The 26,948-nt window shown below is 67.9% G+C and carries 28 protein-coding genes; 13 read left to right on the top strand and 15 right to left on the bottom strand.

Annotated elements, in window-relative coordinates; translation table 11 throughout:
* Positions 1–14: 14 nt before the first annotated feature.
* Entirely contained in the window at positions 15–809 is a 795-nt protein-coding gene (locus O3I_RS15990) for an alpha/beta fold hydrolase (RefSeq protein ID WP_014983975.1), read from the top strand.
* A gap of 73 nt (positions 810–882) precedes the next feature.
* Here O3I_RS15990 and O3I_RS15985 read toward each other — a convergent pair whose 3' ends face one another.
* The 4 genes from O3I_RS15985 to O3I_RS15970 all read right to left on the bottom strand — a co-directional run bounded on the left by O3I_RS15985 (position 883) and on the right by O3I_RS15970 (position 4,233).
* Positions 883–1,578, bottom strand: coding sequence for a GntR family transcriptional regulator (locus O3I_RS15985; protein WP_063632252.1), 696 nt, complete (start codon positions 1,576–1,578; stop codon positions 883–885).
* A 30-nt stretch (positions 1,579–1,608) separates the two neighbouring features.
* The gene (locus O3I_RS15980; protein ID WP_014983973.1) at positions 1,609–2,526 is read right to left on the bottom strand and encodes an NAD(P)-dependent oxidoreductase; all 918 of its coding nucleotides are present in this window, start codon (positions 2,524–2,526) and stop codon (positions 1,609–1,611) included.
* Positions 2,527–2,536: 10 nt separating this feature from the next.
* Positions 2,537–2,953 (bottom strand): carboxymuconolactone decarboxylase family protein, encoded by a 417-nt coding sequence (locus O3I_RS15975; RefSeq protein WP_237748306.1) that lies wholly within the window; start codon positions 2,951–2,953, stop codon positions 2,537–2,539.
* 125 nt (positions 2,954–3,078) lie between these two features.
* Positions 3,079–4,233: a serine hydrolase domain-containing protein gene (locus tag O3I_RS15970; protein WP_014983971.1), complete on the bottom strand. Its 1,155-nt coding sequence runs from the start codon at positions 4,231–4,233 to the stop codon at positions 3,079–3,081.
* A 224-nt stretch (positions 4,234–4,457) separates the two neighbouring features.
* On the opposite strand from O3I_RS15970, the gene O3I_RS43810 reads away from it, so the two are divergent.
* The 4 genes from O3I_RS43810 to O3I_RS15950 all read left to right on the top strand — a co-directional run bounded on the left by O3I_RS43810 (position 4,458) and on the right by O3I_RS15950 (position 6,705).
* Positions 4,458–5,105, top strand: a complete 648-nt coding sequence (locus O3I_RS43810) for a TMEM175 family protein (RefSeq protein ID WP_014983970.1) — start codon at positions 4,458–4,460, stop codon at positions 5,103–5,105.
* 2 nt (positions 5,106–5,107) lie between these two features.
* A complete protein-coding gene (locus O3I_RS15960) occupies positions 5,108–5,524 on the top strand; it encodes a MarR family winged helix-turn-helix transcriptional regulator (protein WP_041562643.1) in 417 nt (138 codons plus the stop codon).
* A gap of 91 nt (positions 5,525–5,615) precedes the next feature.
* Positions 5,616–5,891 carry a GlsB/YeaQ/YmgE family stress response membrane protein gene (locus tag O3I_RS15955; RefSeq protein ID WP_041563875.1) on the top strand — a complete coding sequence of 92 codons (276 nt, stop codon included), beginning with the start codon at positions 5,616–5,618 and terminating at the stop codon, positions 5,889–5,891.
* A 112-nt stretch (positions 5,892–6,003) separates the two neighbouring features.
* Positions 6,004–6,705, top strand: a complete 702-nt coding sequence (locus O3I_RS15950) for a DUF899 domain-containing protein (protein ID WP_014983967.1) — start codon at positions 6,004–6,006, stop codon at positions 6,703–6,705.
* On the opposite strand, the gene O3I_RS15945 is transcribed toward O3I_RS15950, so the two are convergent.
* The 4 genes from O3I_RS15945 to aztB all read right to left on the bottom strand — a co-directional run bounded on the left by O3I_RS15945 (position 6,702) and on the right by aztB (position 12,247).
* Positions 6,702–8,030 (bottom strand): erythromycin esterase family protein, encoded by a 1,329-nt coding sequence (locus tag O3I_RS15945; RefSeq protein WP_014983966.1) that lies wholly within the window; start codon positions 8,028–8,030, stop codon positions 6,702–6,704. The genes O3I_RS15950 and O3I_RS15945 overlap by 4 nt on opposite strands.
* Before the next feature lie 116 nt (positions 8,031–8,146).
* Complete coding sequence (aztD, locus tag O3I_RS15940; protein WP_014983965.1) at positions 8,147–9,313, bottom strand: zinc metallochaperone AztD; 1,167 nt, start codon at positions 9,311–9,313, stop codon at positions 8,147–8,149.
* 28 nt (positions 9,314–9,341) lie between these two features.
* Entirely contained in the window at positions 9,342–10,265 is a 924-nt protein-coding gene (gene aztC, locus O3I_RS15935; protein WP_041562642.1) for a zinc ABC transporter substrate-binding protein AztC, read from the bottom strand.
* Positions 10,262–12,247: a zinc ABC transporter permease AztB gene (aztB, locus tag O3I_RS15930; RefSeq protein ID WP_014983963.1), complete on the bottom strand. Its 1,986-nt coding sequence runs from the start codon at positions 12,245–12,247 to the stop codon at positions 10,262–10,264. The genes aztC and aztB overlap by 4 nt, the downstream gene beginning before the upstream one ends.
* Before the next feature lie 47 nt (positions 12,248–12,294).
* Between aztB and aztA the strand changes: the two genes are divergently transcribed.
* From aztA to O3I_RS15905, 5 genes are all read left to right on the top strand, one after another.
* Positions 12,295–12,987, top strand: a complete 693-nt coding sequence (gene aztA / locus O3I_RS15925; RefSeq protein ID WP_014983962.1) for a zinc ABC transporter ATP-binding protein AztA — start codon at positions 12,295–12,297, stop codon at positions 12,985–12,987.
* Positions 12,988–13,031: 44 nt separating this feature from the next.
* Positions 13,032–13,931, top strand: coding sequence for an alpha/beta hydrolase family esterase (locus O3I_RS15920; RefSeq protein ID WP_081594004.1), 900 nt, complete (start codon positions 13,032–13,034; stop codon positions 13,929–13,931).
* Positions 13,932–14,334: 403 nt separating this feature from the next.
* Positions 14,335–14,847 carry a CAP domain-containing protein gene (locus O3I_RS42665; protein WP_141692324.1) on the top strand — a complete coding sequence of 171 codons (513 nt, stop codon included), beginning with the start codon at positions 14,335–14,337 and terminating at the stop codon, positions 14,845–14,847.
* A 151-nt stretch (positions 14,848–14,998) separates the two neighbouring features.
* Positions 14,999–15,292 (top strand): hypothetical protein, encoded by a 294-nt coding sequence (locus tag O3I_RS15910; RefSeq protein ID WP_014983959.1) that lies wholly within the window; start codon positions 14,999–15,001, stop codon positions 15,290–15,292.
* The gene (locus O3I_RS15905) at positions 15,289–16,461 is read left to right on the top strand and encodes a JmjC domain-containing protein (protein ID WP_014983958.1); all 1,173 of its coding nucleotides are present in this window, start codon (positions 15,289–15,291) and stop codon (positions 16,459–16,461) included. Before O3I_RS15910 ends, O3I_RS15905 begins: the two co-directional genes overlap by 4 nt.
* A gap of 51 nt (positions 16,462–16,512) precedes the next feature.
* Here O3I_RS15905 and O3I_RS15900 read toward each other — a convergent pair whose 3' ends face one another.
* From O3I_RS15900 to O3I_RS15885, 4 genes are read right to left on the bottom strand one after another with little or no spacing between them, the layout of a single operon-like run.
* On the bottom strand, positions 16,513–17,844 hold the full coding sequence (locus O3I_RS15900) for a UDP-glucose dehydrogenase family protein (RefSeq protein WP_041562641.1): 1,332 nt from the start codon (positions 17,842–17,844) through the stop codon (positions 16,513–16,515).
* 26 nt (positions 17,845–17,870) lie between these two features.
* Positions 17,871–19,052 (bottom strand): hypothetical protein, encoded by a 1,182-nt coding sequence (locus O3I_RS15895; RefSeq protein WP_014983956.1) that lies wholly within the window; start codon positions 19,050–19,052, stop codon positions 17,871–17,873.
* Positions 19,053–19,083: 31 nt separating this feature from the next.
* The gene (locus O3I_RS15890) at positions 19,084–20,103 is read right to left on the bottom strand and encodes a hypothetical protein (protein WP_014983955.1); all 1,020 of its coding nucleotides are present in this window, start codon (positions 20,101–20,103) and stop codon (positions 19,084–19,086) included.
* A gap of 1 nt (position 20,104) precedes the next feature.
* Entirely contained in the window at positions 20,105–21,523 is a 1,419-nt protein-coding gene (locus tag O3I_RS15885; RefSeq protein WP_141692323.1) for an FAD-dependent oxidoreductase, read from the bottom strand.
* Between the two features lie 554 nt (positions 21,524–22,077).
* Between O3I_RS15885 and O3I_RS15880 the strand changes: the two genes are divergently transcribed.
* Complete coding sequence (locus tag O3I_RS15880) at positions 22,078–23,094, top strand: RICIN domain-containing protein (RefSeq protein ID WP_202804940.1); 1,017 nt, start codon at positions 22,078–22,080, stop codon at positions 23,092–23,094.
* A 31-nt stretch (positions 23,095–23,125) separates the two neighbouring features.
* Here the strand turns inward: O3I_RS15880 and O3I_RS15875 are convergent, their stop codons facing one another.
* A complete protein-coding gene (locus tag O3I_RS15875) occupies positions 23,126–23,503 on the bottom strand; it encodes a VOC family protein (protein WP_014983952.1) in 378 nt (125 codons plus the stop codon).
* A gap of 67 nt (positions 23,504–23,570) precedes the next feature.
* On the opposite strand from O3I_RS15875, the gene O3I_RS15870 reads away from it, so the two are divergent.
* On the top strand, positions 23,571–23,927 hold the full coding sequence (locus O3I_RS15870) for a winged helix-turn-helix transcriptional regulator (protein ID WP_014983951.1): 357 nt from the start codon (positions 23,571–23,573) through the stop codon (positions 23,925–23,927).
* A 14-nt stretch (positions 23,928–23,941) separates the two neighbouring features.
* Here the strand turns inward: O3I_RS15870 and O3I_RS15865 are convergent, their stop codons facing one another.
* Together O3I_RS15865 and O3I_RS15860 are read right to left on the bottom strand one after the other, a co-directional pair.
* Positions 23,942–24,676 carry an HD domain-containing protein gene (locus tag O3I_RS15865; RefSeq protein WP_014983950.1) on the bottom strand — a complete coding sequence of 245 codons (735 nt, stop codon included), beginning with the start codon at positions 24,674–24,676 and terminating at the stop codon, positions 23,942–23,944.
* A gap of 78 nt (positions 24,677–24,754) precedes the next feature.
* A complete protein-coding gene (locus tag O3I_RS15860; protein ID WP_041563873.1) occupies positions 24,755–25,696 on the bottom strand; it encodes a GlxA family transcriptional regulator in 942 nt (313 codons plus the stop codon).
* A 103-nt stretch (positions 25,697–25,799) separates the two neighbouring features.
* Here O3I_RS15860 and O3I_RS15855 point away from each other — a divergent pair, with 103 nt between their 5' ends.
* Positions 25,800–26,948: a threonine synthase gene (locus tag O3I_RS15855; protein ID WP_014983948.1), complete on the top strand. Its 1,149-nt coding sequence runs from the start codon at positions 25,800–25,802 to the stop codon at positions 26,946–26,948.

The raw sequence follows: 26,948 nt of genomic DNA, 5'->3' as shown, positions 1-26,948 counted from the left end.
AACGAAAGAACGAGATGACGAACCCTGTTGCCGTACGCGCCGAGATCCACCGTCGCGACGATACGACGATCCGGTACACGGTGACCGGCCCGCAGGACGGGCCGACGATTGCTTTCATCCACGGATGGGGTTGTGACCGTTCGGATTTCGACACGATCACCCAATTCCTCCCCGGCCACCTGCGCGTCCTTGCGATCGATCTCGCCGAGCACGGGGAATCACGGTCCACCCGCGACGTGTGGACCATCGAAGAGTTCGCCCGCGATGTCGCCGCCGTACTGGAAGCGCTGTCCGTGCGCGACTGCGTCGTGGCCGGGCACTCGCTCGGCGGCGCGGTGGCGGTGGAAACCGCACGGCTACTGCCGAATTCGGTCTCGCGCGTGATCGCCCTGGAAGCCCTGCACTACCTTTCACTGTTTCCCGCGCAGGACGACGAGCAGGCCGCCGCCGTGATGCAGCCGTTCCGTGACGATTTCGCCGCGGCGATGGTGGGCATGGTGGCGGCCGGCTCGCCGGACGGCACCGATCCCGCGGTGCAGGACGGCTACGTCGCCAAGATGTCGGCGGTGCGGCAACCGGCGGGTCTGCACGCTCTCGAGGGGTTGCTGGCCTGGGACATGGACGCGGCCCTGCGCGCCGCCGAACAGCCGATCACCCTGTTCGCGGTGCGTTCGATCATCGCCCAGGAAGCCATCGACCGCTACGGCGACCGGATCGAAATCGTGCTCGTCGATCTGGGCAGTCACCACTTCCACGTCGAATCACCCGAAGCCACTGCCGGGCTGGTGGCCGACGTGGTCGACGGATAACGACCCTCTCATGACAAAGAGGCTCCGGACATCAGTGATGTCCGGAGCCCCTTGTCTTTTCGGCTCTTTAGGCTCAGCCTGCGGGCACTTCGCGCTGCCTTCGCGCGGCCAATTCGCGCAGCGCGGTGGCGGCGGCGTTGCGCACGTGGACCTCACATGCCGCACGAGCGGCCACGGCATCACCGCGCAGGGCGGCGGCCTCGTAGATGGCGGTGATCTCGCAGACGGTTTCGGGGCCGCGCCCCGGCGTCTGCATGGTGAGTCCGCGCAGCATCTGCACGCGAGCGTGGATGCCGCGCAACGTCGAATCGATGATGGGGTTCACCGCGCCGGCGATGAGGACGTCGTAGAACTCGTCCTTCATCGCCAGTCGGCGTGCCAGATCGGCCCCCTCGTAGGCACGGGAGAGTTCGTCGACGACCTGCCCCATCCGCTCGCGCTGTTCCGGGGTGGCCCGCTCGGCGAACAGCGCCCCGGCCAGACCTTCCAGCGCTCCGCGCACCTCGTACAACGCCTTGGCGTCGAAGGCCGTCAACTCGGTGACGACCGGGCCGCGGTTGGGCAGCATGGTCACGAGTCCTTCGGACTCCAACTGGCGCAACACTTCACGGACAACCGTCCGCGAGACCTCGTATCGCGCACACAATCGCGCCTCGATCAGCCGGTCACCCGGCTTGAACTCCTCCGCTGCCAAAATATCCTGGCGCAGCGCGTCGAGCACCTGCGCGCGCAGCGGTGCGGCGACCCGCTGCACCCGTTGCCCTGTCACCTGGTCTCCCTCCGTCGAACCCTGAACGTATCACGGTAATACCGGATGCTTTGCCAGGTCGACGCCGGTCAGGTCCGCGAGATAGCGCGCCATCTCGGATTGGTCCGGGTTCCCCGCGCCGAGACCCGCGAGCGCGGCCTGACAGAACCGCACGCACGCTTGCGACACCTCCGGCGACAGGTCCAGCGAGGTGGCCAGATCGAGGGCCGTACTGATGTCCTTGACGGTCAGCGGAAGGGAGAACCCCACCTGGAAGCGCCCGTCCAGCACCTCGGGCCCGATCTTGACCTCCGTCGACTGATTCCGCCCGGTCGACCGGTTGATCACGTCGAGCATGATCCGCGGATCGAGGCCGAATTTGGTTCCCACGGTGAGCACTTCGAGCGCGCCGACCAGTCCGATCGCCGACAGCAGATTGTTGAGCGCCTTCAAGGCGTGCGCCGAACCGACGGCGCCGACATGGGTCACCGAGGCGCCCATCGCGCGCAGCAGCGGAAGCGCCCGCTCGTAGTCCTCCGCTCGGCCACCGGCCATGATCGTCAGCTCGGCCGTCGCCGCCTTGCGTGGACCGCCGGACACCGGCGCGTCGACCAGCGCGATCGCCCGCTGCGCCAACCCCGCGGACAACTGCCGGGTCGCCCTGGGCGCCGAGGAACCCATATCGATGACCAGCGTGCCCGGACGCAAACGCCCCGCGAAACTCGCCGGGTCGCCCGGATCGCCGAGTACCCGCTCTACGATCGAACTGTCGGGCAGCATAAGAATCACGACGTCGGCACCGACACCGTCGCCCAGACCGGCCAGTGGCGTCACGTGGTCATCACCCGCGGCCGCGTCGACCGCATCCGGGTTCGAGTCGTACACCGCCACCGGCACGGATCGCGCGAGGTTGCGCACCATCGGCTGACCCATCGTGCCCAAACCGACGAAGGCCACGGTATCGGCCATGATCATCCTCCTAAGAACCCGTGCCGCCCTGGAAAACCGCGACCGTCGGCTCCAGCCCCTCCGCTCCGACCACCTCACGCCAGGCGTCGAAGCCGGCCTGGAAGGCGACGATGCCCGCTTCCGGCAAGCTGATCTCGATCGCCTCGAGAATCGCACGCGGCGTGACGCCCAGCTCGAGCGCGACCCGGATATGGCTCTGGATATGGCCTTTCGACGCCCGCATCACCGTGAGACTGACGATGAAGATGAGTTCCTTCGTCTGCCGATCCAGCTCCCGCTGGTCCAGATAGGCCGCCCCGACCAGCCCGTTCGCCGCCTTCAGCACCTCGAAATCCTGCTTGGCCATCACCTTGTGATAGTCGAGAACGTACCCGCGCTCCCGAGCCATGTCGTCGATGTATTCCTGCGGGTCCACAACGCTGGTCACCGGTTCTCCTCAGATTCGCCTACCACTCAACCGTAATACCGTAATACACCATTGGCAACGGCGCTTGGTCGGCGCGAGGCAGGCACGTCGCTCAGCGGCGACCCGGAAGAGACGAACGCACCTTGTCAGGGTTGAGGTTTGGTGGGGGTGCTCGCGCAGAGGGCCGTTTCGAGGGCGGTGCGGATGTCTGCTTCCTGGGCGTCGGTTTCGCCGGGGTAGAGGTTGGCCATGACGGTGACGCTGCGGCCGTCGGTGGTGGTGGCGCCGAAGGTCTGGGAGCCGAAGATGGCGCCGTCGTGGCCCCAGTACAGGCCGCCGCACGGCAACGGAGTGCTTTGCAGGCCCAGGCCGTAAGCGTCGTTGTGGGCATTGCCGAGCGGCCGGGTCGTCATCATCGCTTCACGTTCCGGCGCGGGCAGCAGCTGACCGTTGACGAGGGCATCGAGAAACTTGTTCAGATCCGCTGCGCTGGAAATCATCCCGCCGGCCGAACTCGCGATCGAGGGATTCATCTCGGTCAGGTCGAGGGGATCGGCGCCGCCGTGCCGACCGTAACCGCGCGGATGGGTGCCCGGAATGCCGGGCTCGTCACCGGGGACGGTGGTGTCATCGAGGCCGAGCGGCGCGATGATGCGCTGTTCGACCGCTTCTCGGGGAGCCCGGCCGGTGACCCGCTCGATGATCATCCCCGCCAGCACGTAATTCGTGTTCGAGTACGCCCAGTCCGATCCCGGCGGGAACAGGGGCGGATGAGCCGAGCCGATCTGCACCAGTTCCAGCGGATCGTAATGTCGCAGCGGATCTTTCAGAACCTGCTCCAGGGGTATGTGGTCCAGATAGTCGGGCAGCCCACTGGTGTGCTGGAGCAGCTGGCGCACCGTGATGTCCCGCCCGTTGTTGCCGTTGCCCTGGACGACGCCGGGCAGGTACTCCTCGACCGGCGCGTCGAGGGCCACCCGCCCTTCGCCTACGAGTTGCAGCACGACGGTGGCGACGAACATCTTGGTCATGCTGCCGATGCGAAACCGGCTCGTGCCGTCCATGGGCGCGGCGGTCGCGAGGTTCGCGACACCGCTGGCCAGCACCGTTCGACCGTGGGCGGCGCGCACGCCGAGCAGCACGCCCGGCGCGCCGTCCGCGGTGGTCACACGGTCCAGGATCGGCTGCACGCCGGCGTAGTCCGGCGCGTCGGCCACCGGATGCTCCGCGGTTCCGCACGCACACAGCAGCAGTGCGGACACCGCGCATACGGTGCCGAGAATCTCAGCGGGCCTGCGCATTTCGTCCTCCCTCGACCGACAGGACACTCATGCTAGGAAGCCGCGTTCCAGCGACGCCTCACCCTGGAGAGCCAATTGACACGCCGCATCGACATACCGGGGTGCCACGTCTACAGCCGCGACCCCCGCACCCGTCGCACAACTTCGTCTTGCGAAGTTAATATTAACCATGCAAGACTGACGTGCAGGCACGTAGGAGACCGGGAAATCGAAGGGGCAGGAACATGGACAAGCACAGCGGCGCGGGCGTCCCCGAGCCGGGGTGGCCGCCGCATCGGATCGGCGCCTTCGTCGACGCCGTACTCGCCATCGCGATCACCCTGCTGGTGATCGAGTTGGAGCGGCCGAAGCACGATGACGTGACCGACGCCGCCGCGCTGGCCGACTTCCTCTGGCACGAGCGGTCTTCCTTCGTGGCGCTGCTGGTGGCGTTCTTCCTGCTGTGGTCGGTGTGGCGGCGCCACCATGTGCTGATCTATCAGGTGGAACGCGTGGATCGGTACACGCTGGCCGCGCACGCGCCGATGCTGCTGTTCGCGGCGCTGCTGCCGTTCGTCACCGCGGTGTTCGGCGGCGCGTCCGGCAACCCGCTCGCCGTCTGCCTGTTCGCGGGCGTGGCCGCGGCACTGTTCGCCAGCGAGGCGGTGGTGAAGGATATCGCGGCCCACAAGGCCGTTCTGGCCGAGCAGATCACCACCGACGATCTCCGCGTGAACGCGGACGGGTCATACGCTGTGGCAGCGACTTTCGCCGTCACCGCCGCGCTGGCCTGGCTCACCCCCGACGTATGGGTGGTTTGGCTTTTCGCGCCGCTCGGCGCCACCTTCGGTGGCCGCATCATCAGCCGGGTCCGCGGCCTGACCCTGTCGTGATCATGGACGACGGACTCGCGGACTTGCTGCACCGCGTCGCCTCCCTGGTCGATAAAGCGACCCGACGGCGCATGGACGACTGTGGGTTGAGCCACCGTCAGCTGCGGCTGCTCACGGCGTTGCAGGACATCGAACCGGTGACCCAGCATCGGCTCGCACAGGCACTGGCGGTGTCCGATCCTGCGATCAGCCGGGCGCTGCGCCCGCTGGAAGCAGCCGGGCTGGTGCAGGTCGACGTCGACCCCGCGCACAAACGACGACGCCTGGTCAGCACCACCGAAGCAGGCCGCGACACCGTCCACGCCACCCGCCACCCCTACGCCGCCGAACTGGACGCCGACTTTCCCTACGAGACCTACCTGCACGACACCGCCGCGCTGGCGGAATTCCTCGAACCGGCCCGCCGGCCGACCGACTGAAAATCGGTGGTTGACGACGACCATGCGGGGTATGTCCAGCGACGAACGGGGCCCGCGCACCGGGCCGCTGGACACGAAAGGGACGTTCGCAATGCTCGGACTCGGCATCATCGGTTGGATCATCATCGGCGGACTGGCGGGCTGGATCGCCAGCAAAATCATGAAAACCGATGCACAGCAGGGCATCCTGCTGAACATCGTGGTCGGCATCGTCGGCGGCCTGCTCGGTGGCTTCCTGCTGAAGCTGTTCGGGGTCGACGTCGAAGGCGGCGGCCTGTGGTTCAGCTTCTTCACCTGCCTCGGCGGCGCGGTGATCTTGCTGTTCCTGGTCGGGCTCGTCACCGGCCGCCGTGGCGCTATGCGCTGAGCACCACCACGACCAGCATCGAGGGCAGCCACTTCCGGTGCGCTGCCCTCGGTGCGTCCGGCACCTTTGCTGCAGAGCGATGAATTTCACAGCCGGCTCCGGTCTAAACAACATGACTGAAAAGACCGCCACCGCCTTACCCCCCGTCGTCGACCGGCAGACCTGGCAGGCCGCGCTCGATGACCTGCGAGCGCGAGAGAAGGCCGCGACTCGTGAACTCGACGCCATCGCCGCGCAGCGCCGCCGCCTGCCGATGGTCGAACTCCCGGATTACACGCTGATCGGCCCGGACGGCCCGATCCGGCTGGTCGACGTGTTCGACGGACGGTCCCAGCTGATCGTCTACAACCACATGTGGTCCGACGGCGCGGAGTGGCAGTGCGGCGGCTGCACCGGGCTCACCTCGCAGTACGTCCGCCTGGATCTGCTGGACAACTACGACGCGCGCTTCGTCGTCGTCACCAACGGACCCATCGAAGAAGCGCTGACCTACCGGACCAAGGTCGGCAACCAGATGGACTGGTACTCCTCCTCGGAGAGCTCGTTCGGCGCCGACGTGGACGCACCGCCCGGCGGGGGCTTCGGCGTGAACGTCTTCCTGCGCGACGGCGACAAGGTCTTTCGCACCTGGCACACCAACGGCCGCGGCACCGAGCAGCTCAGCTATACCTTCGCGCTGGTCGACATCCTGCCGTGGGGCCGCCAGGAGGAATGGCAGGATTCCCCGGACGGCTGGCCCCAGTCCCCCACCTACGCCAAGTGGCTCGACTCCCCCGATGTCGCCCGGCTCTACGGACCGAACCGAGACGCCTAGCGCGGCAACGCGATAGACACCGCAGGAGTTATTTCCTGGCGATGGACGATCAGGTCGAACCATTGGATCGGGCTGCCACCGTCGATGAAGGAACCGGCGCCCGCGTGCGCAAGGCCGCGCGTCTTGATGGGACCTTCGAGCCAGCGCCGGACCGGAGCGGACGCGGCGGTCCGGCGCAGATCCAGCACGAACTGGTCGAGCGGCACCTCGCCCAGCGGTTGTTCGAACCAGTCCGCGGCAGGTCGCGGCAGATGTGCGGTTTTACCTGCCCCGAGACTGACGTCACCGTGGTCGAAGGTGAAACCGATCGACACGTACTGTCGGCCGAACCACCGGCGCAGATACGACCCGGTGGCGGCGAAACGCCAGTCCGGCTCGGGAGGTGCGGCGATCCGCAGCTCAGGAGCGTTCGCCGTGTGCGCGCTCGCCGCCCAATAGGCGACTTTGTCGCCGGTGGATTCACGCCACCACCTGAGGTTTTCGGCTGCACGGGCGTCCCGGTACACCAGGCCGTCGGCCGCCGGCAGGCTGTAGTGCTCGTAGAAGGAGACGATCTGCCGCGCGTGCTGAAGAGCCAATTCATGCGCCGCGTCCCCCGATCGGTGCGGCGCGGCGGCGACCAGGTGGAGCACGCGACGAGCGTGCTCGAGGTAGAGCGCTTTGTCCGGCACCTGCTGATACCAGCTGATGTGGTCGTAAATGTCCGTGGTGCTCGGCCGGATCGCTCGCAGGTGCTCTCGAAACTCGGCGAGCCGCTCCGGATCGGCGGCGGCAAGGTAGGCCTCGACGCCGTCATAGGCCGCCGGACCCGTCGCGTAATACTCGACCCCGGTGAACTGCACCTTGTCGACGCGCCCGGTATTGAAATCACGCAACCACCGCAGCAGGTGCGCGACCTCCTGCGTCTGCCACTGTCCGCCCAGCTGATTCATGATCGCGTCCAGATCACCGTGGCCGGTGCGAAGGTACTCGTTGACCTGCAGTCCCGTCGTCCACTGCTCTTCGAAGGCGAGAGAACGGAATCCGAGCTGTTCGACCAGCACGCGCACAGTGCGGTGCTTAAGCCCGAGTTCCTCTGCCGCACCATGTGCCGACTCCCCCAACCCCACTATCTGCGCGTCTCCGATCGACCTGCGCAGGTACCCCAGATCGTCTCCGGGCCCGGCGGGATCCACGTGGTCGAGCGGGACCGCGTGCCGTCCGAGCCAACCGATGAGGGACCGGGATGGATCCGCGGCCGCCGTAGGCGTTCCCGCCAGCACCAGGGTGCCGAGGACGAGGGCGACCAGTCCCCACCGCCGACGGCCGCGTTCGTGTCGATGCATCGCTTTTCCTTTCGCTGTGCATCCACGATCGCGCCCGCCGGCCGGATCCGCGTCACCCCGAAAGCGATTGCTCTCCTACGCCGCTCGACGTATCCGCACTCGGTGAGCTGTCGGTGTCAGTGGCCGACGACTCCGCTCAGTTCGTTCGGGGCGGCGGGCAATGTGACGGTGGCCGCCACCGCACCGGTGGCGAGATCCACTCGGTGGACCTGTTTGGTCGCGGGGTCCGACACGTAGGCCATGCCGTTGCGGGCGAACAGGGCGGGACGCGCCTCCTGCCACTTCAGCGGTTCCTGCCAGGGCGAAAGCACCGGAATCGACCGGGTGACGGTGCCTGCGACGGGATCGATGACGTGCAGGCGGCCGTCGGTACCCAGAACCAGCGCCTCGCCGAGTGGTCCGCGCGCCAGGGACCGGAAGGTGTAGCTGGTGCCGAGATCGACCAGCCGCAATGTGCCCGACACCGTGTCGATGAGCGAAACCTGTTGCGGCCGCTCCAGTTCGGCGTCCTTGTCCTGTTTGTAGTCGGCGAGCACGATCGATGAGAGATCGCTGCCCGCGGCATTGCCGATCCGGCCGTACGGGGTGGGGGCGGCCACCTTGGTGAAAGCACCGTTGCGGAACACGAGAGCGCCTGTCTGACAACCGATCACGACCGCCTCGTCCTTGGCGGCCGCCTCACCGTGCACGCCGGGGCAGTCCTCGTTGCGGGCGATTTCCTTGCGCTGCTTGTCCAATGCCACGGCGCCGACCCGCTTTTCCTCGGTACCGACCGTGACGACCAGGTCCTTGTTCGCCAGTTCCACCGCCACCCCGTGATGCGGTGCGGCAGCGCGATACGTTTCGGTGGCCGGCTTGCCGACGCCGAGCGCGGCGGGGTCGAAGCTGGTGACCTCGCCGCTGCCGTCGGCGAACAGCACGGTGCGACCAGCGTGCCGCACCACGTGTCCCGGCTTGGCGGCGGGGAATTCGGTCCCGGTGAACTCGGCGGTCACCGCGTCGAAAACCCGGAATCCGTCCTTGACCGACACCAGCAGATGCCGGTTGTTCCCGGCCGGGTTGAGCCGGTTGAATCCCTCCAGGCGCGCCTCGCCCGTCTTCGCCAGCGATGTCGCGTCCAGGACGTAGATGCCGCCGTCGTAGGTGACCGCGATCGGTTCGGCACCCGGCGCGGGCGTCGCGGCGTCCTTCGAATCATCAGTGCCGCAACCGCTTACCGCGACGAGCGCGGCCACGATTCCGAACAGGGCGACCGGCTTGGCGGTGCGTGACCATATATGCATTGCTACTCCGTGTTTCTCGTGAAAAAGGTCAGGCTGTCGGCGCGGTGAGGCCGCGTACGATGGCCGCGGTGTTGGCGCGGGTCATCTCCAGGAAGGTGCCGGCGCCGCCGCCGGGTTCGGTCAACGACTCGGTGTGCAGCGCGATGACCTGCACGCGCACGCCGGCTTGCTCGGCCAGCACGCGGGCCAGCTTGTCCGGCTGGGAGGAGTCGGCGAAGATCGCGCCGACGCCCGCCGTGCGGATGGCCCCGGCCAGTGCGCTGAGATCCGAGGAACTCGGCGAGGCGAGGGTGGTGCCGGAGGGGATCACCGCGCCGACCACCTGGAAGCCGAAACGCTGTGCGAGATAACCGAAGACGTGATGGTTGGTGACCAACTTGCGGCGTTCGGCGGGGATGCCGGCGAACTGTTCGGTGACCCATTGATCGAGCTGGTCGAGTTCGGCGAGATAGCGATCGGTGTTCGCCCGGATCGCCGCCGCGTCCACCCCGTCGACGTGCGCGAGGACCGCCGCGGAAATCGCCGACACCGCCGCGCGCACCCGCTTGGGGTCGGTCCAGAAGTGCGGGTCGGGTCGGCCCGCGGATTCGTCGGAGGTGTAGCTGATCGGGTCGATATGCTCGCCGACGGCCAGCGCCGGGACACCGGCGCTCTGTGCCGCCGCCACATGCCGCGCGACCCCTTCCTCCAGGCCCAGGCCGTTGTGCACGACCAGCGCGGCGCGATCGAGTTTCGCGGCCTGCTGCGCCGAGACCGCGAACGAGTGCGGGTCGGCATTCGGCGGCATCAGCACGGTCACCTCGGCGGCGTCTCCGGCGACGGCTCGGGTGAGGTCACCCAGGATGTTGGTGGTGACCACGATCCCGGTGCGGTCACCGCCGCCCCCGGTGCACGCGGCGACCAAGGGCAGGGACAGCGTCAAAGCAATGAGAAGGCGTACAAGGGTTTTCATTCGCCGGTCGCCACCATGTGAGTCGGGGCCAGGCCGACGCCGAACGTGCGGGCCAGGCGCAGATTGTCGTTGTAGGCGATCTCGAAGACCTGCCGCCGGGCCGCGTCGTTGACGTAGGCCCGGTTGGTGTCGACCAGGATCACCGGGGCGGGGGCGTCCGGGGCGAGTGGCTCGAGCAACGCGACCCGGTTTGTCTCCCTGCCGGTTTCGGCGTCGATACCGTGCAGCACACCGTCGGGGGTCAGCGCCAGGATCGCCGCGCCCTCCCCCGCCGTGTTCACGGCGACGACCGGGCCGATCGGCGCCAGTGTCCATCGCCGCTTCCGCACGTCGAGCAGCCAGAGGCCCTGCTGCCCGGCGGGTGCCGTGAGCGTCGCGCTACCCGGACGATGGGTGAACGCCGTGGCCCGCTCGGCGGCGTCTTGCGGGTAACGGATCTTCTCGCCGACGAATTCGCCGTCTTGCCGCGTCACGACGAGAGCACCGTCCGCACATCCGAATACGACGCCGCGGCGGGTCACCGATTGCCCGCGCGGGTCCGGGCACGGCTCGGCGATCGCGCCGACCGCGGCGTTGTCGCGCGTGCGTACCTGCACCCCGCTGCCAGTGACGACCAGCAGGTGCTCGGCGTAGGGCAGCGCGGTGCCGTCGGCGATCCGGACCCGCTCGACGATCGAGCCTCGATCGAGCGCGGCGCGGTCCAGCACCAGCGTCCCGCCGCCGTCGAGCTGCAGCGCGGCCACCGCGGGGTCGCTGTGCGCGGCGCGCACCCGCCCGTCGATCGTGCCGACGTCGCGGATCGGCGCGCGGTAGTAATGCACGTGGTCACCGTGGTCGACCAGCCAACTGCCGCTGTCCACGACGCGCGTCGAATCCGTCGCGCTCACATAGCCGTAGCGCCCGTCACCGGCGATGGCGCGCACGCCCTCGGCCTTCCCCGCATCCACCACTTTCTCGGTGGTGAGATCCAGGACCTGGATCGCTCCCGTGCCCCGGTCGGCGAGCACCAGCCGCGACTGCGGCTCGGCCGTCTCCTCGGCACCGGCCACGTAACCGTGCGGCGTCTCGACCGCGGCGGGCGGCTCCGTGGCTGTTCCGCATCCGGCCAGCGGGAGCACGGCCAACGCGCTCACTGTTGCCGCAGCAGTACGAACGCCTCTGCCACGCAACCGATCACGCATCGAAGCCGCCAGCGCGGACAGGAAGAACAGTCCCACCGCCACCGCGGCGATGGTGGCTCCGCCCGCGGTGCCCGCATGCCAGGAGATCAGCAGTCCCGTCACCGTGGCGAGGCCGCCGAGCACCGCGGCGAGCGCCATCACCGTCGGAATCCGGTCGGCCCAGTAGGTCGCGGCCGCCGGCGGCGCGATGAGCAGCCCGAACACCAGCAAGGTGCCGACGATGTGGAACGACGCCACGATGGCCAGCGTCACCAAGCCCACCAACGTCACGTGCGCGAGCCGCGGCCGCAGTCCGAGGGTGTGCGCGGTGCGCGCATCGAATGTCGACGCGACGAACGCGCGATGACCGAGCACGGCGAGCAGACCCGCGAGCACCAGCGCCACCGCGAGATACACCAGATCCGTTGTGCGCACGGCGAATACGTCGCCGAACAGGAAGCCGGTCAGATCCGCCGCGAACGACCGCGACCGCGACACGATGACCACGCCCGCCGCGAGCATGCCGACGAACAGCAATCCGATCCCGGTGTCCGCCGACAGCCGCCGATTACGGCCCAACGCCGAGACGCCCAAAGCCATTGCGAGACAACTGATCGCCGCGCCGATCAGCAGGTTGCCGCCGACCAGCGACGCCACCGCGACGCCGGGCAGCATGCCGTGCGCCATCGCGTCCCCCAGAAAGGCCATGCCGCGCACGACGACCCATGTGCCGGCCAAAGCGCAGATAGCCGAGACGAGCAGGCCGCTCCAGAGCGCCCGTTGCACAAAAGCCACCTCGAACGGGGCGAACAGCCAATCCATGGGACATACAGTAGAATGAAAATGATTGTCATTACAAGTGAGGTGTGATGTCCCCTACCCCCGACCCCGTCGCGATCCGGCTGTCCGGGCTGTTCGCGGGCTACCGCGGCCGTGCCGTCCTGCATGACGTGACCGCCGAGATCCCCCGGGGCAAGGTCAGCGCCCTCGTCGGGCCGAACGGGTCCGGGAAGTCGACCCTGCTCGCGGTCCTCGCCGGGGTACTCGCGCCGACCGCGGGGACGGTCTCGCACACCTACCGGCACCGGCCCGCGTTCGTGGTGCAGCACACCAGCGTGCCGCCGACGCTGCCGATCACGGTGCGCCAGACGGTGGCCATGGGACGGTGGGCGCATCGCGGTCCGTGGCGGCGGTTGACCCGCGCCGATCGCGACCTCGTCGACACCTGCCTCGGCCGTCTCGACCTCACCGAACTGGCGGCCCGCAGACTGGACGACCTTTCCGGCGGCCAGCGGCAGCGCGTGCTGCTGGCCCGTGCGCTCGCGCAGGAAGCCGAGGTGCTCCTGCTCGACGAACCCGCTGCCGGATTGGATTCGGCTACCCAGCAAGAGATCTCACGCATACTGCGCGAGATCAGCGCCGACGGGGTAACGGTGCTGCAGGCCACCCACGACCCCGCGGAAGCCGCCCGCGCGGACCACCGCCTCACCCTGCGCGCGGGCGCCGTGGTGACCGAGCAGGCGCAAGCACCAGACGACGAGCTGACTATCAGTGCGGGATAGCAAGACCGGCCACGCGGAAAGACAGTTCGTGACATAGTAATTCGATGAGTCGGCGACAAAAATTGGCCGTCGTGGGCATTCTCGTATGCGCGGTCGGCAGCGCGGCATGCACGAGCTCGGAGACATCGCGCAGCGAATCGACCACGCCCGCTACTTCTGTCGCACGTCCGTCCGAACCGGTGGCGGCGGGCCAGGATCACACCGTCCAACTCGAGTTCGGCGGCAAGTCGCGCAGTTACGTGGTGCACACCCCACCGGGCCACGACACGCTGACCTCGCTACCACTCGTGGTCGTCATGCACTCCTTCCCCGGCGAGCCGACCCAGATCGCGCGGGTCAGTCAGTGGAATGCCAAGGCGGACAAGGAGAAAGCGCTTGTCGTCTACCCGGCCGGTTACTCCTCGGCATACAACGCGCTGGTCTGCTGCGGCAGCGAAGACGACGTGGGCTTTCTCCGAACCGTTGTCGCCGAGCTGATCGGCGGGTGGAAAGCCGACCCGAAACGGGTCTACGCCACCGGATTGTCCAACGGTGGTGACATGTCGTACAAACTCGCGGTCGAACTGCCGGACACCTTCGCCGCCATCGCGCCGGTGAGCGGCGGCTTCATCGGCCCCAAGGCCGCCGACCCGAACTACACCCCGAGCACTCCGGTGTCGACGATCACCTTCCTCGGCGGCAAGGACCGGTATTTCGAACAGTTCCAGGCCGGTATCACCCGATGGCAGGAAAACCGCGCCTGCGCGCCCGGCGTACCGGAAACCCTGGCCGGAGCCATCACGCGTACGAAAGCCACCTGCCGCGACGGCAGCGAGGTGCACGTCTACCGGCTATCCGGTATGGGACACGAGTGGCCCGGCGGGGAGGGCGCCATGGCCGATCCGACGGCCGGGCTCAGCGCAACCGACCTCGCCTGGGAATTCTTCGCTGCCCACACCCGGTAGATCGTCGGCACGCCGCGACGCGTCCGCGGGCCCGCGCTATGCGGCGCGACGGGTTTCGACGGCGGCGAGGATTCCGGTGATCGCGGCGAGGGCGAGGCCGAGGCACAGAACGACGTTGCCCGCCACGGTGCCTGCCGATCCCGTGGTCAGGTTTTCGTGTTGCGCGGCCCCCTACGCCGCTACGCGTACTCCTGCCAATGGGCTGTTCGACACGATGCACTCGGCCTCGGCCGGATCGGTTACGCGTCGCTGTATCGCGCCCCGGCGAATCCGGCCTGGCGACGGTGGCCGCCCCGACACCTCCGGGCAACCGCTCGGGCGCAGCCGGTGCGGCACCGCCGAGCAGGGAATCGAGTAGTGCGCTACTCGCGTGACCTGCGACTATCCGGCGAACGATCAGAGCATGAAGTATCGAATCATTACCGCGCTGGGGCTGGCGGCAGTCTCCAGCGTTGTGCTCACCGCTTGCCCGGGCACCTCCAGTGTGCCGGGCACGAACCTGCTCGATCTGATCAATCAGAAGCGAGCGGCGCACAGCTGCAACCCGGTGTCGGGTGACGACCAGCTGCGCGCCGCGGCCGAACGGCACGCCGTCGATATCCGGGAGCATCCGGATCATTACGGCCCGCCCGGCACCGACCCGCCGCTGCGCGATATCCACACCGGCACCGATAATTCCGACGGCGGCGCCCGCATCGCCGCGGCGGGCTACGCACCGTTGATCCGCTGGGGCGAAATCATCTATTGGGCGGGCGGGCCGCCCGGAAACACCCCGCAGGCCACCATCGACTGGTGGATGCACAGCGACGGCCATCGAGAGCAGATCGAAACCTGCGAATACACCCACGCCGGCATCGGACTGCTGTACCCCGGCGGCACCAAATGGATCGCGGTGGTGAACTTCGCCTCTCATTAGCGCCCCATCGAGCCGACCACACCGACGCGGCAGTGTAGCGCCGCGACGTTCCCGATCGCCCGGGAATCTTTCCCGAATATTCCCGAATCACCTTGGCACACTCAGGAAGTCGCGGCCGATAGCCTGCCCATAGCCGAGGAAAGGGAAGCTCATGGCCGTGATGGACAATCCGGAAGTCCCACCCGCGATCCACCTGCGCGTGGAACAGGAAGCGGAACGGAACTACTCGGCCCGCCCGATCGGCGAGGTGTCGGTGACGATATCGGCCGGGCTCGCCGACGATTTCCTCAACCGTCCCGCGGGGCTGGTCAGCAGCGGCCCCGGCGCGGACGACGACGCGCCGGACGCGATCGCCGACGCAGACTCGATCGCCTCCGCGGGGCTGGTCGACGAATTCGTCAACCGCCCAGCAGAACTCGTCATCCAGGCAAGGGACGACGCATGACCGCCGACCAGGCCGGGTTCGGCTTCGCCGACTGGTTCGCGCCGCTCACGCTGCCGGAGTTCAACCGCGACGTGCTCGGCCGCCGGACCCTGGTGACCCCGCCACGTCCCGAACTGGCCGAGCGGCTCAGCGCGGCGCTCGATATCCGAACCGCCCAGGACCTGTTCGACAAGCGGGTCCGGCAGGTCTCGGCGTGGTTCCCGCGCCTCGACGGCGCGATCAGCTCGGCGATCATCCAGCCCGACACCGCCAAACGCTTCTACGACGCCGGGACAACCCTGTTCTATCAGGAGGTCGCCGAGTTCGACCCGTTCGCCCGCGAGGCGGCGGCCGCGTTCGGCGTCTCCGCCAAATCGGCGAAATGCCAACTGTTCTGCAACCGTCCCGGCGCGGTGACCGCCGTGCATTTCGATCCGATCGACGTGGTCACGGTGCAATTGAGCGGCCGCAAGACGTGGCGCGTCGCGCCGAACTCGTTCGCGCCGGCGCCGTTGGAAGGCTGGTCGACGAAGGAGTCGGTGCCGCCGGTGCTGCGCCTCTACGCCGACGGACCGCGCCCCACCGCCATTCCCGACGACGCGACCGAGTTCGTCCTCGAACCCGGTGCGGTACTGCATGTGCCGCGCGGCTACTGGCACGAGACCGCCTCCGATCAGGATTCGATCTCCCTGCATATCCTCCTGATTCCACCGTTGCGTCTCGATTTCCTGCTCGCCGCGCTGCGCAACGAGCTGCTGCGCGACCCGTACTGGCGTGCATCGGCCTACGACTGCAGCGGTTCCGAGTGGCTGGGTCCCGCGCGAGACACCTTCGCGACCGCGGTCGATCGGATCGATATCGCGGACCTCGTTCGAGCGCCGCTGCCCGACCAGCCCGTACAGCTCGGTACGACCTTTGTACGGGCTGGTCAATCGTGCCTGAGCATCGAGTCGGCCGACGCCGCCAGCGCGCGAATAGCCTTGACCGCCTTCGGATTCAGCGAGACGACCACCTCGACGACCAGCGTCGACCGGCGACTGCTGCCGCCCTGCCGCTGGCTGAACACACTCGAAACCGGCACCAGGGTCGATGTCGCCGACCTCGTCGCCGCCTTCCCCGAACTCCCCAAGCCCGACGCCTGCGACCTGCTCGCGCTCTTCGAGCGAACGAGACTCCTCCGGCGATGCTGAACAGCCGCACCGCCGAACACGGCCCGAAACCTGAGTTCCGGGCCGTTCGGGTCAGCCGGCCAGCCCCAGATCGGTCAGCTTCGGGCCGGCTCGGCCGACTCGTTCACAGGACAGGCCTGCCAGGTGCAGGGCGATGGGGTCCAGGTGATTTCGGGCGTCGATCACCGCACGACCGCTGAGCAGGCCCGCCATCCGCTTCCAGTCCAGGTCGCGGAACTCGGGCCACTCGGTGAGCAGCAGGATCGCCGCCGAACCGTGTGCCACGTGATAGGCGGTGTCCATGACCCGCAGGCGATCCGGCGTGGCGGGCACCGCGGCGCGGACGCTGGGATCGTAGGCGCGCACGTCCGCACCCTCGGCGAGCAACCGGTCCGCGATCGCCAGCGCCGGCGAGTCCCGCAGGTCGTCGGTGCCGGCCTTGAAAGTCAAGCCCAGCAACCCGATTCGGACACCCGCCAAGCTGCCGCCGACCGCTTGGCGCACCTTGTCCACCACCAGGTCGCGCTGTCTGGCGTTGGTGTCGATGGCCGCCCGCAGCAGCGGGAAATCGCAGCCGACCGTTTCCGCCGAACGCAACAGCGCGTGCGTGTCCTTGGGCAGACAAGACCCGCCCCACCCCGGACCGGGTCGGAGAAACTCCTTGCCGATCCGCTGGTCGTAGCCCATGCCCGCGGTCACGTCGCTGATATCCGCGCCGAGACATTCGCACAACTCCGCGATGGCGTTCACGTAGGACAGCCGCGTGGCCAGATAGCAGTTGGCCGCGTACTTGATCAGTTCCGCGCTCGCCGCACCGGTCAGCAGCACGGGCGCGTCGAGCGGACCGTACAGCGCGGCGACCCGTTCGGCCGCTTCGGGATCGTTCGAGCCGACCACGATCCGGTCGGGGCTCAGGAAGTCGCGGATCGCGGACCCTTCCCGCAGGAACTCCGGGTTGGAGACGACCGCGATGTCGTCTCGGCCGATCACCCCGCCGAGGCGCACCGCGGTGCCGACGGGCACGGTCGATTTGTTCACGACGACACAGCCGGGCCGCAGCCGGTCGCGCACCTCCGCGATGACGGCCTCCAACGTCCGCAGGTCCGCCGCGCCGTCGGCGCCCATCGGGGTCGGGACGCACAGGATCACGAACTCGGCCGCGGCCACCGCCGCGCTCGCGCCGAGCACGAAACTCAGTCGCCCCGAGGCCAATCCGTCCACGACGAGTTCACACATCCCCGGCTCCGCGATGGTCGACGCACCGCCGGACAGGGTTTCGATCTTCGCGGGGTCGACATCGGCGCACACCACGCGATGGCCCAGCGAGGCCAAGCACACCGCCGTCGTCAGTCCGACGTAGCCGGCGCCGACGACAGCGATATCAGTTTTGAACACAGCATTCATCTCCTTGATCGTGCGAACGGGCGATATCAGAGCGGGATCGCCCGAATGCCCTTGAACGGAGCCTCTTTTCCGAGGTAGTCGACGGTCTCGAACAAGCCGACCGCGTCCATCGGGAAGCGCGCGCCCGCCTCGGCCGCGAATATGCACGGCTGGATCGTCTTCCGTTCCGAGGCGCCGGAGCCGCCGCTCTTGCGAATGTGCTTGTGCGTGTGGATCAGGATGGGCATGAATCCGCCGCCGAGGAACGACCCGCTCTGCAGGATCGCGCCGCCGACGCAGTCGATCACCAAACCCTTGCCGAGGATGGCATCGCGGCCCTGGTAGTAATAGGACGGCGTGGCGAGTGTGCCGTGCTCGACGTGGAAGACGCCCGCGGCGAGCCCGATGATCGAGCGGCCGCTGATCCGCAGCACGGACTTGTAGAAGTCGACCAGGATCGGTCGCACCTGCGCGTCCGGCAGCTTGAATTCGGGGCACAGCAAGACGATGCGCATGAGTTCCGCCAGCGTGATCCCGGCGCCGTCCGGGCCGGGAAACTCCTGATCCCACGGCACCAGGTAGTCCGCCGGCGCGATCATGCTCGTGCCGGCGTCCTCGATGATCAGCCGCTCCGCGTCGGTGCTCGCGGGCGCGACCGGTGTGTCCTGCGCGAGGATGCGCCCCGCGAGCAGGTACCTGCTCTCCAGCGTTTTCGCCGTGCTGGCGGTGATCAGCAGGTCGATCCGCTCCGCCGCGGTCTCCGGGATATCGAAGAGGTGATCGATGCCGTCGGTGGGCACGTTGATCTTCGCTTCGAGGCTGCGTGCGGGCAGCGGCTGGTAGGAAGCGACCGCCTCCTCGAGCGCACCGGTGTACTCCCCCGGGCCGAGCCGCCGCAGTTCCTCCGCCGCCATCGCGCGATAGTCGTAGGGAATCGCGGTCGAGCTGGACAGCACGACCCCGGCCACCAGGGCGCGGAGCCGGTCGTCGTCCAGTGAGTCCGCGGCCAGTTCCAGCGACAGGTACGCCGATCGTTCGCCCGGCTGGTGGACCCAGCTCACGACGAACGGGTTCTCGAAGCGACAGACCTGCGAAAACAGTTGGTACGCAGCGTCTTCGGATTTGATCCAGGTGGCGACCCGGGTCCGGGCCGATGCCGCGTCGGTGACTTCGGACAGCATGTCGGGGGCCACCCGCAGGAGCTTCGACACTTCCTCGATGGTGTGCATTTCGGTGCCTCTTTCGATCGTGCGATATTTCTCAGGTATTGATGAACCGGCTGGCCAGACCCGCCATGAACCGATGCTCCGGAAGTCGCATCGGCGGCATGGGTTCGGTGCTGCCGCAGAGTAGATCCAGCTGAATGAGCAACGCCTCCTTGAAATGGTTTCCGGAGATCGTGAATTGCTGCCGCACTGCGGCATCACGGACATAGACGGCGTGCTGGTTCTTGTAATCGAGCGCCACGCCGTAATGCGGCTCGAACACCAGCGTCACGTGCCTGCCGGACGCAAGTTCCACATCGGCGAAGCGGTAGCGCATCTCGGCGCCATAGGGGATCACCGAATGCCGCAGGCAGTCCCGCGCGATATCCCCGGGAAAAGCGAACCCCGCCAGCTCGGCGAACCCGATATCGCCGCGGGACGAGGCGTAGAGTTCGATTTCCGGCAGATCCATCGCCAGGGTGCGCACCCGCATTTCGGGCGTGATCGACAGTGGAGTCGTGCGCAAATAGGTCCGATACTGCTCGCGCGGCAGGATCGACCGCAGAATGCTCAGCATGTGGAAGAACTCGTAACCGGCCTCGCCGTAACGGGTGTCGACGAATCTGCCGTTCGCGACGTCGAACTCGCGGTTCTTGCTGAACTCGATCGTTATCTTCCTGAGCGGATCCGTTCGGCCGCATTGCCGGACCGATGCGGCGAACTGCCGCACCGCCGCGCTGTAGGCGTAGACATCGTTGACGATGATCCGCGCCTGTGGATACTGCCGGAGCAGCCGGGCCAGTTCAGGTAGCTCGGCGGGATAGCACGCCGGCTTCTCGAGCAGGATGCGCGCGTCCTGATGATCCCGTAAGAGCTCGGCGACCACGGGCAGATGCGTGGCGGTCGGTGTCGCGACGACCCAGGCCGCCACCTGCGCCCGGTCGGGTACCAGCGCCGTTCGTGCGAAATCCGCACCCGGTCGCCGATCGACGGTGACCACCTCGTGGCCGGCCTGTTCGAAGTAGGTGGCGTGCCGCGCGCCGATCATGCCGCGGCCGATGACAACGACGCGCATGTCAGACCGCCCCGGCACGTCGGGCGTGTTCGGCCGCGTGCGTGCCCGCCGCTCGGCCGAGCACCGCGCCTGCCATCAATCCGGTGCCCGCCGGATAGCCCTGATCGTAGAGTCCGCCGACGATCACCCCCGCGGCATAGAGTCCGTCGATCGGCGCACCCCCGCCGCGCACCTCGGCATTCTCGGTCACCGACAGTCCGCCGTAGGTGAACGTCAGCCCCGAGACCACCGGGGCGAAAAGATAAGGCGGCGTGTCGATATGGGTGACCGCGTGCTTGTCGCCGTTCAACCGCGCTACCTCGTCACGCAGTTGGCCGATATCGATGCCGAGCTGACGAGCACCGTCCTCGAGGGAGGGGGCGATGATCGATGCCGGGTCGCTGAAATAGCTGTCGGGCAGCCCCCCGGCATTGATCACCTTGCTGTCGAAGATCTGGAACGCGATCTTGCCGGGCTGTTCCATGATCTTCTGCCCGAGCGTGACGTAGGCGAGATTGCTGTACTCGGCGCATTCGTCGAAGAATCTGCGGCCGGACCGGTTGACGACGATGCCGCGGGGGAAGGCGTACCGGGTCAGCTCGTGCGATCTGGACATCTGGCCGGGCAACATATAGCTGGGTAACCCGGTGCCCTGTGGCGTGGTGTGGCACTTTCGCCAGTTGCCCGCCGTGTCCGCGCCCAGTGCGATGGCCGCCGCCAAGGGCAGCCCGTCGTTGAACGGCACGCCACGCAATTTCACCTCGCGCCAGGGGCTGCCCAGGTGGTGCCCGCGCATCTGCGCGTTGCCTTCGAATCCACCGGACGCGAGGATCAGTGCGTCGCAGACGAGCGGGAATGCCGGTCCCGACCCGAGCACCCGGTACTGTCCGCCGGCCGCCGGTTCTATGCCGGTTACCGGATTCTCGTAATAGACGACGCCGCCGAGGCGTTCGTACTGATCGAAGTTGCGGTCCTGCAGCCCCTGCCCACCGCCGTCGAACACGACCGGCACGTCACCGGGCAGCGGATTCTTTCTCGGCACCCACCGCTGGCCGAGGCCGTGCATCCAGGTGATCGCGCTGTTCGCGCGATGGATGATCGACTCGATGAGTGCCGCGTCGACCTGGCTGCCGGACACCCGGAGCCAGTCGTCGAGGTAGTCGTCCTCGGTGTATTCCCGCCGCCCCGCGAGCAACGTGTCGACGCGGCGGTCGTCCGGTTCGTCGAGCAGCGCGGCGATGTAAGACCGTTCGTGCCAAGGGAACCGCACGCTTTTCGTCAACGCGCTGTTACCGCCGCGCAGATCCTTCGGCGCGGCTTCGAGGACGACCACGGACTCCGCGCCCGCTTGCCGCGCCGCGATTCCCGCGCACAGACCGGCATGGCCGGCGCCGACGACCACTACCTGCCATTCGTGATGAATACTTGCTCGGGCATTCATGCAGAACCCTCCTGTGTCGAATCCCCCTGGGCAGCAGGCTGCCGACGATGAATACGAATCCCCCGTGTGGGTAAACCCCGTACGACATCACGGTGCGTGTCCGGTCCGTGATCGCAAACTGGTCGTCCTAGTCTTGCTTCGACTGTGCAGTCCGCCAAGGGTTTTCGCTGTTCAGGCCGCGTTCGGAACACATCCGGCACGTTCGCGAACACACTCGAACGCGCACCGATCGCACAGTCCGCGGCGGCTGCCAGCGGTGACGCATCGCACCGGCACAGCGCTGCGCGGTCTGTGCGAAGCAGTGCGCGAACGAGCGTTCAACCGGCGCTGTGCATTCCCCACACGTCAGGTGCACAAGGCGTGTGCCACCCGATGCCGCGTCCGCCGGAGCCGAAAAGCAACCCGGAAGAACAAGCCGTGCAGCGCATTTGAGACAGCGATCGGAGCGACTACATGGGAGTTCACCGCAATCCCTTGCGCTCCAACCGGTTCGCCCCCTAAGGGGGTGTTCATCTGGGGGATACCGTTTCGCAACTTCTGCCATGCTGGAAGCTATGGAGCGAGCGGAGGAGGGTGGGGCCGCCCCATCGCCTGGTGACCTACCTGAGCCGGGCGGGGCCGGTTCTCCTGTCGAATTCATCGCCGTATTGCGGCTGTTGAAAACGTGGTCCGGGTTGGCTTACCGGCAGCTGGAAGGGAAGGCCGCGGCCTCCGGTGACGTGCTGCCGTCCAGCACGATCGCGACCACGCTCGGGCGCGACACTCTGCCCAGGGAACGATTCGTCATCGCGTTCACCCGGGCCTGCGGCCTCGACGACACCCAGGTACAGAAATGGCTCGAGGTGCGCCGATCCCTCGCCATGCGCGACCAGGCGCCGGCCCGGGCCGTCGCCGAGAGCGCACCCACAGACGAGCCGGAACCAGTCGCCGAGACACCGAAACCGATACGGCGAAAACGTCTTTCGCGCTGGCTGCATCCGGTTGCCTGCGCCGTCGCCGCGGCGATCGGCATCGTGGGGACGCTGGCCGTGCAGGGCTGGGTGCTGCACACCCACGACGAAACGCTGCCGACGGCGAGCCAGCCGCTGCCGGGGTTGGCGCTCGCGGACGTGGGCAGCTGGGTGCGTATCCAACCGGCCCGCACGCCCGAATTGTGCCTGGCCGAGGGACGCGACCGCACCCAGCGCTACCCCACCGCCATCGCGGCCCAGCGCGCCTGCACCCCGGCGTCACCTCGGGTCTACCTCGACCCGATCGATGAGGGCACGGTCCAGATCCAATGGCACCACTCGAAATACGGCATCGGCTGCCTCACCGTCCTGGCGGGCGGGCCGGGCGACAACCTGCTCGAGCCCAGGGACGACTGCGCCGACGACAATCCCGCCCAGCAGTTCCGGATCGAGCCGACGGGCCCGGCCTCCGCCGCCCGCTTCCGCATCCGCACCACCGCCACGAACCACTGCCTGGCCCTGCGCGATCAAGACACCACCGAGGGCGCCGAAATCGTCCAGGGCCGCTGCTCCGGCGCCCGGGACCAGGAATTCCTGATCCACCTCATCCCACCCGCATGAACCGGACGCGCGCGGGTCAGTTCTCGACGGTTCAGTTGCCGAGGATGCGGTCGCGCAGTTCTGTCGACCATTGCACGTATTCGACGGTTGCGCCGTCGGCGTGGCGGAGGTAGGCGAAGCGGCCGGTTTCGCTCTGGTCGGGACCGCCGGTGATAGTGGCCCCGGTCGCGGTCAGTGCGGCGATCAGTGCGTCCAGGTCGTCGACGATCACCGGGCCGGCCGTGGCGCGGTATCGGTCGGTGTGTTCGGGCGCGCCCGCGATGAGCAGGAAGTCGCCGACCGCGGCGAGCTCGGCCTGTTCGAAGACGAATCGGAGATCGGCCGGGGCGCCGACGAGTTTCTCGTAGGTCGGCAGGGCGGCGTCGAGATCGGTGACGAACAGCCGGGCGTAGGTCTTCAGAATCTGCACGCCGGCGACGCTACGGTGGAGTCGGCGCAAGCGGCAGTACGCACTTGAAGGTGAGCGGGTGGTTTCGATGCACGACGACGAGGAACTCGGGCGCGACGTCGCCCGGCGGGTGTTCGCCGCGGTGTCGACGAAGTGGAGCCTGCGGGTCCTGGAGGAGGTCGGGGCGGGGCGATACCGCTTCCGCGAACTGCACCGCGCGGTCGAGGGCATCAGCTACAAGATGCTCACCCAAACGCTGCGTGAACTCGAAAAGCACGGCCTGCTCAGCCGATTCGACCATCACAGCGCCAATCCCCGCGTCGACTACTCCCTCACCCCCGCGGGCGTGGAACTGGTCGCGACGATCCACACATTGTGCGGATGGTCACGCACCCACCTGGACGAACTTCTCACCGCCCCCGCGCACCGGCCCGCCACACCCTGACCCGGATCTACCTGTCAGTCACCCCACTCGCTCATCGACGCGAAATCCTCCCAGGTGGGGCGCGGAATCTCCGGATGCCGCAGGCGCAGGATCTCCCCGGCCAGGCTGCCCGGTGGCGCCTTCTCCGGATTCGCCACGCCCTGGGCGCAGATCGCGTCGGTGAGCACGCGGGTGCCGCCGAGTCGCGGGTACGCCGCATGCACCAGGTCGGCATAACCGGGCGGCAGGGCGGCGGGCGAACCGCCGACGTCCAGTCCGATGCCGTCCACCGCGATCCAGGTCTCCGCCGGCCTGCGCCTGCGGTAGACGGGCGAGGCGGTGAACCCGACGGTATGCGCGGCGATGGCATCCCAGATGACGTCCGCTCGGGCGTCGCTCATGCCGTGCTGTTCCAGGAACCGCACCGCGTCGTCCGCGCCGTCGATCTCGAATCGCTGGTCGCCTCCGGCGTTTTCGGCGAGCCCCAGATCGTGCAGCGCACAGATCAGATACATCGCCTCCTCGTCGTAGTCCTCCCCCGGCCGCAGCCCTTCCGCGTGTGCCATGGCCCGGCCGAACAGGAATCCACGCACACTGTGATTGCGCAACGCGGGGGTGAGGACTCGGCCGATCAGCGCGGTCGCCTTGTCCGCCAGTGGCGTCGACGGCAGAGTCAGCGCATACGGTTGTGCGGCAGCGGTAGCGGCCAGTGCGAGCACGGCGGTTCCCGCGACACCGGCGGCGAGCGCGGTACGGCGTGACACGGACATGACAGAACTCCTCGGGGTGCGGGGCATCTGTGCGCCGATAGCCTGGCGCACAGCAACATTCGATGTGGACGAAGCCGTTCAGGACATGGCGCGGAATCGCCCTCGGTACTCGCTCGGCGCGGTGCCGAGTTCCTCGGCGAAGGTGCGGCGCATGGTCTCCTCCGACCCGAATCCGCTGCGCCTGGCGACGGTGGCGATCGGCTCGTCGGTCGATTCGAGCAACGAGCGGGCGGTGTCCAGCCGCACCTGCTTGACGTATTGCGCCGGGGTGACGCCTATTTCCTGCCGGAAGAGCCTGCCCAGGTGCCGCTCGCTCAATGCGGCGCGGCGCGCCAACGTGGCGAGTCCGTGTTCGGCGGAAGGGTTTTCGACGACAGCGTCCATGACCTCGCGCAGGACAGCGGTACGCGGGAGACCCAGGCCGGAACGCATGCTGAACTGCGCCTGACCGCCCGGGCGGCGTAGATAGACCACCAGGTGTTTGGCGAGCGCGCGAGCTCGCTCGACACCGTGGTCCTCTTCCACCAGCGCCAAGGCGAGGTCGATACCGGCCGTGACCCCCGCCGAGGTGAGGACCCGTCCGTCGCGGACGTAGATGGCGTCCGGATCGACCTGCACCCGCGGAAACCGTTGCGCCAGTTGCGCACAGGCCAGCCAATGGGTCGTCGCCCGGCGGCCGTCGAGGAGGCCGGCAGCAGCCAGCACCAGGGCGCCGGTGCACACCGAGGCGACGCGGCGGGCGCCACGCGCGGCGTCGCGCACCGCGTCGGCGAGCGCGGGCCCGGTGCCGTCCTCCGGCGCGTAACCGGGTACCAGCAGCGTGTCGATTCGGTCGGCGAACTCGCCGAGGGCACCCGAAACCGACAGCGGCACACCGACATCGCTGCACACGTCGCGACCGTCGGGCGAGGCGAACCGGACGTCGTGCCCCGCCCAGTGCAGTACCTGAACGGGGCCCGCGACATCCAGCAGCAGCACGCCGTCCGTCACCGCCACCACCACATCGGCTTTCGAGGTCATGGTTTCAGTCTCGAACAACGTCACGATGTCCACAAGGACACGTACCCCACAGATCCGGACACCTACGCGGCGAACCAGGTCGGGCGAGCGCTAGAAAGGACAGGTGAATTCTTCTGCCGAACCGTTCCTCTACGACCGTTCGGGTCGCCGCTATGAGATCTCGAGCCCGCGCTGGCGCGGTGACGACGGCACTCCCCTGGCCGTCAGCCCCATGCCGGGTATCGACCCGGAGCAGATCGTGACGTCCGAACGCTCGCTGTGGCGGTATCAGGCGGTGATCCCGGTTCCGGCGCGGCATCGGATCAGCCTCGGCGAAGGTGCGACGCCGATGGTGCCGCTCGACTGGGATGGCCGGCGGGTGCACTTCAAACTCGAATGGTTCAACCCCACTTCGAGTTTCAAGGATCGCGGGGTCGCGGTGATGATGTCGCACCTGGCCGGTCAGGGCGTCACGAAGGTCCTCGAGGACAGTTCCGGCAACGGCGGGTCCGCGGTCGCCGCCTATTGCGCGGCCGCCGGACTCGGCGCCAAGATCCTCGTGCCCGAGCTGACCTCGGCCGCGAAGATACTGCAGGCCAAGGCCTATGGCGCCGAGATCGAACTGGTGGCGGGCACCCGCGACGAGGTGGCCGCCGCGGCGATCCGCCAGTCCGCGCGGCTGACCTACGCCAGCCACAACTGGCATCCGTTCTTCTTGCAGGGCACCAAGACCGTCGCCTACGAGATGTGGGAGGACCTCGGCTTCCGCGCACCCGACAATGTCGTGCTCGTCGCCGGCGCCGGCAGCAACGTGCTCGGCTGCGATATCGCGTTCGGCGAATTGCTCGGGGCGGGCCGGATCGAACGCCTGCCGCGGCTGCTGATCGGCCAGCCCGAACACTGGGCCACCATCGCCGACACCTGCAACGGCCTCGACCCGGCCGACCGTGGACCACGCGAACCCACGATCGCCGAGGGCGCCGCCATCGCCGACCCGGTCCGGTTACCCGAGGCAGTCGCGGCGATCCGCCGTTCCGGCGGCGCGGCCGTCGCCGTTCCCGATTCGGCGATCGGAGCCGCGGTGGGCAAGCTCGCGGCGCGTGGGCTCTACGCCGAACCCACCAGCTGCGTCGCCGTCGCCGCACTGGATCACTTTCTCGCCGAAGGCGTCATCGCCGCCGACGAGACCACCGTCGTCGTGCTCACCGGTTCCGGACTCAAATCGTCGGAGCAGATGGCCCGCGTCTTCGACCGGTCACCGGCGGTCGAGTGA

This window comes from Nocardia brasiliensis ATCC 700358, from assembly GCF_000250675.2.
GTDB lineage: Bacteria > Actinomycetota > Actinomycetes > Mycobacteriales > Mycobacteriaceae > Nocardia > Nocardia brasiliensis_B.
The sequence above is the reverse complement of the archived record's forward strand: the minus strand, read 5'-3'. Positions and strand labels throughout refer to the sequence as shown.

Bases quoted from the DNA above. Each gene is read 5' to 3' on its own strand.
- O3I_RS15960 (WP_041562643.1), top strand. From the start codon at position 5,108: ATGGACGACGGACTCGCGGACTTGCTGCACCGCGTCGCCTCCCTGGTC.
- O3I_RS15970 (WP_014983971.1), bottom strand. From the start codon at position 4,233: ATGCGCAGGCCCGCTGAGATTCTCGGCACCGTATGCGCGGTGTCCGCA.
- aztC (WP_041562642.1), bottom strand. From the start codon at position 10,265: ATGAAAACCCTTGTACGCCTTCTCATTGCTTTGACGCTGTCCCTGCCC.
- O3I_RS15955 (WP_041563875.1), top strand. From the start codon at position 5,616: ATGCTCGGACTCGGCATCATCGGTTGGATCATCATCGGCGGACTGGCG.
- O3I_RS15950 (WP_014983967.1), top strand. From the start codon at position 6,004: ATGACTGAAAAGACCGCCACCGCCTTACCCCCCGTCGTCGACCGGCAG.
- O3I_RS15980 (WP_014983973.1), bottom strand. From the start codon at position 2,526: ATGGCCGATACCGTGGCCTTCGTCGGTTTGGGCACGATGGGTCAGCCG.
- O3I_RS15870 (WP_014983951.1), top strand. From the start codon at position 23,571: ATGCACGACGACGAGGAACTCGGGCGCGACGTCGCCCGGCGGGTGTTC.
- aztA (WP_014983962.1), top strand. From the start codon at position 12,295: ATGTCCCCTACCCCCGACCCCGTCGCGATCCGGCTGTCCGGGCTGTTC.
- O3I_RS15885 (WP_141692323.1), bottom strand. From the start codon at position 21,523: ATGAATGCCCGAGCAAGTATTCATCACGAATGGCAGGTAGTGGTCGTC.
- aztB (WP_014983963.1), bottom strand. From the start codon at position 12,247: ATGGATTGGCTGTTCGCCCCGTTCGAGGTGGCTTTTGTGCAACGGGCG.
- O3I_RS15900 (WP_041562641.1), bottom strand. From the start codon at position 17,844: ATGAATGCTGTGTTCAAAACTGATATCGCTGTCGTCGGCGCCGGCTAC.
- O3I_RS15890 (WP_014983955.1), bottom strand. From the start codon at position 20,103: ATGCGCGTCGTTGTCATCGGCCGCGGCATGATCGGCGCGCGGCACGCC.
- O3I_RS15865 (WP_014983950.1), bottom strand. From the start codon at position 24,676: ATGTCCGTGTCACGCCGTACCGCGCTCGCCGCCGGTGTCGCGGGAACC.
- O3I_RS43810 (WP_014983970.1), top strand. From the start codon at position 4,458: ATGGACAAGCACAGCGGCGCGGGCGTCCCCGAGCCGGGGTGGCCGCCG.
- O3I_RS15905 (WP_014983958.1), top strand. From the start codon at position 15,289: ATGACCGCCGACCAGGCCGGGTTCGGCTTCGCCGACTGGTTCGCGCCG.
- O3I_RS15895 (WP_014983956.1), bottom strand. From the start codon at position 19,052: ATGCACACCATCGAGGAAGTGTCGAAGCTCCTGCGGGTGGCCCCCGAC.
- O3I_RS15880 (WP_202804940.1), top strand. From the start codon at position 22,078: ATGGAGCGAGCGGAGGAGGGTGGGGCCGCCCCATCGCCTGGTGACCTA.
- O3I_RS15910 (WP_014983959.1), top strand. From the start codon at position 14,999: ATGGCCGTGATGGACAATCCGGAAGTCCCACCCGCGATCCACCTGCGC.
- O3I_RS15945 (WP_014983966.1), bottom strand. From the start codon at position 8,030: ATGCATCGACACGAACGCGGCCGTCGGCGGTGGGGACTGGTCGCCCTC.
- O3I_RS15920 (WP_081594004.1), top strand. From the start codon at position 13,032: ATGAGTCGGCGACAAAAATTGGCCGTCGTGGGCATTCTCGTATGCGCG.
- O3I_RS42665 (WP_141692324.1), top strand. From the start codon at position 14,335: ATGAAGTATCGAATCATTACCGCGCTGGGGCTGGCGGCAGTCTCCAGC.
- O3I_RS15860 (WP_041563873.1), bottom strand. From the start codon at position 25,696: ATGACCTCGAAAGCCGATGTGGTGGTGGCGGTGACGGACGGCGTGCTG.
- O3I_RS15990 (WP_014983975.1), top strand. From the start codon at position 15: ATGACGAACCCTGTTGCCGTACGCGCCGAGATCCACCGTCGCGACGAT.
- aztD (WP_014983965.1), bottom strand. From the start codon at position 9,313: ATGCATATATGGTCACGCACCGCCAAGCCGGTCGCCCTGTTCGGAATC.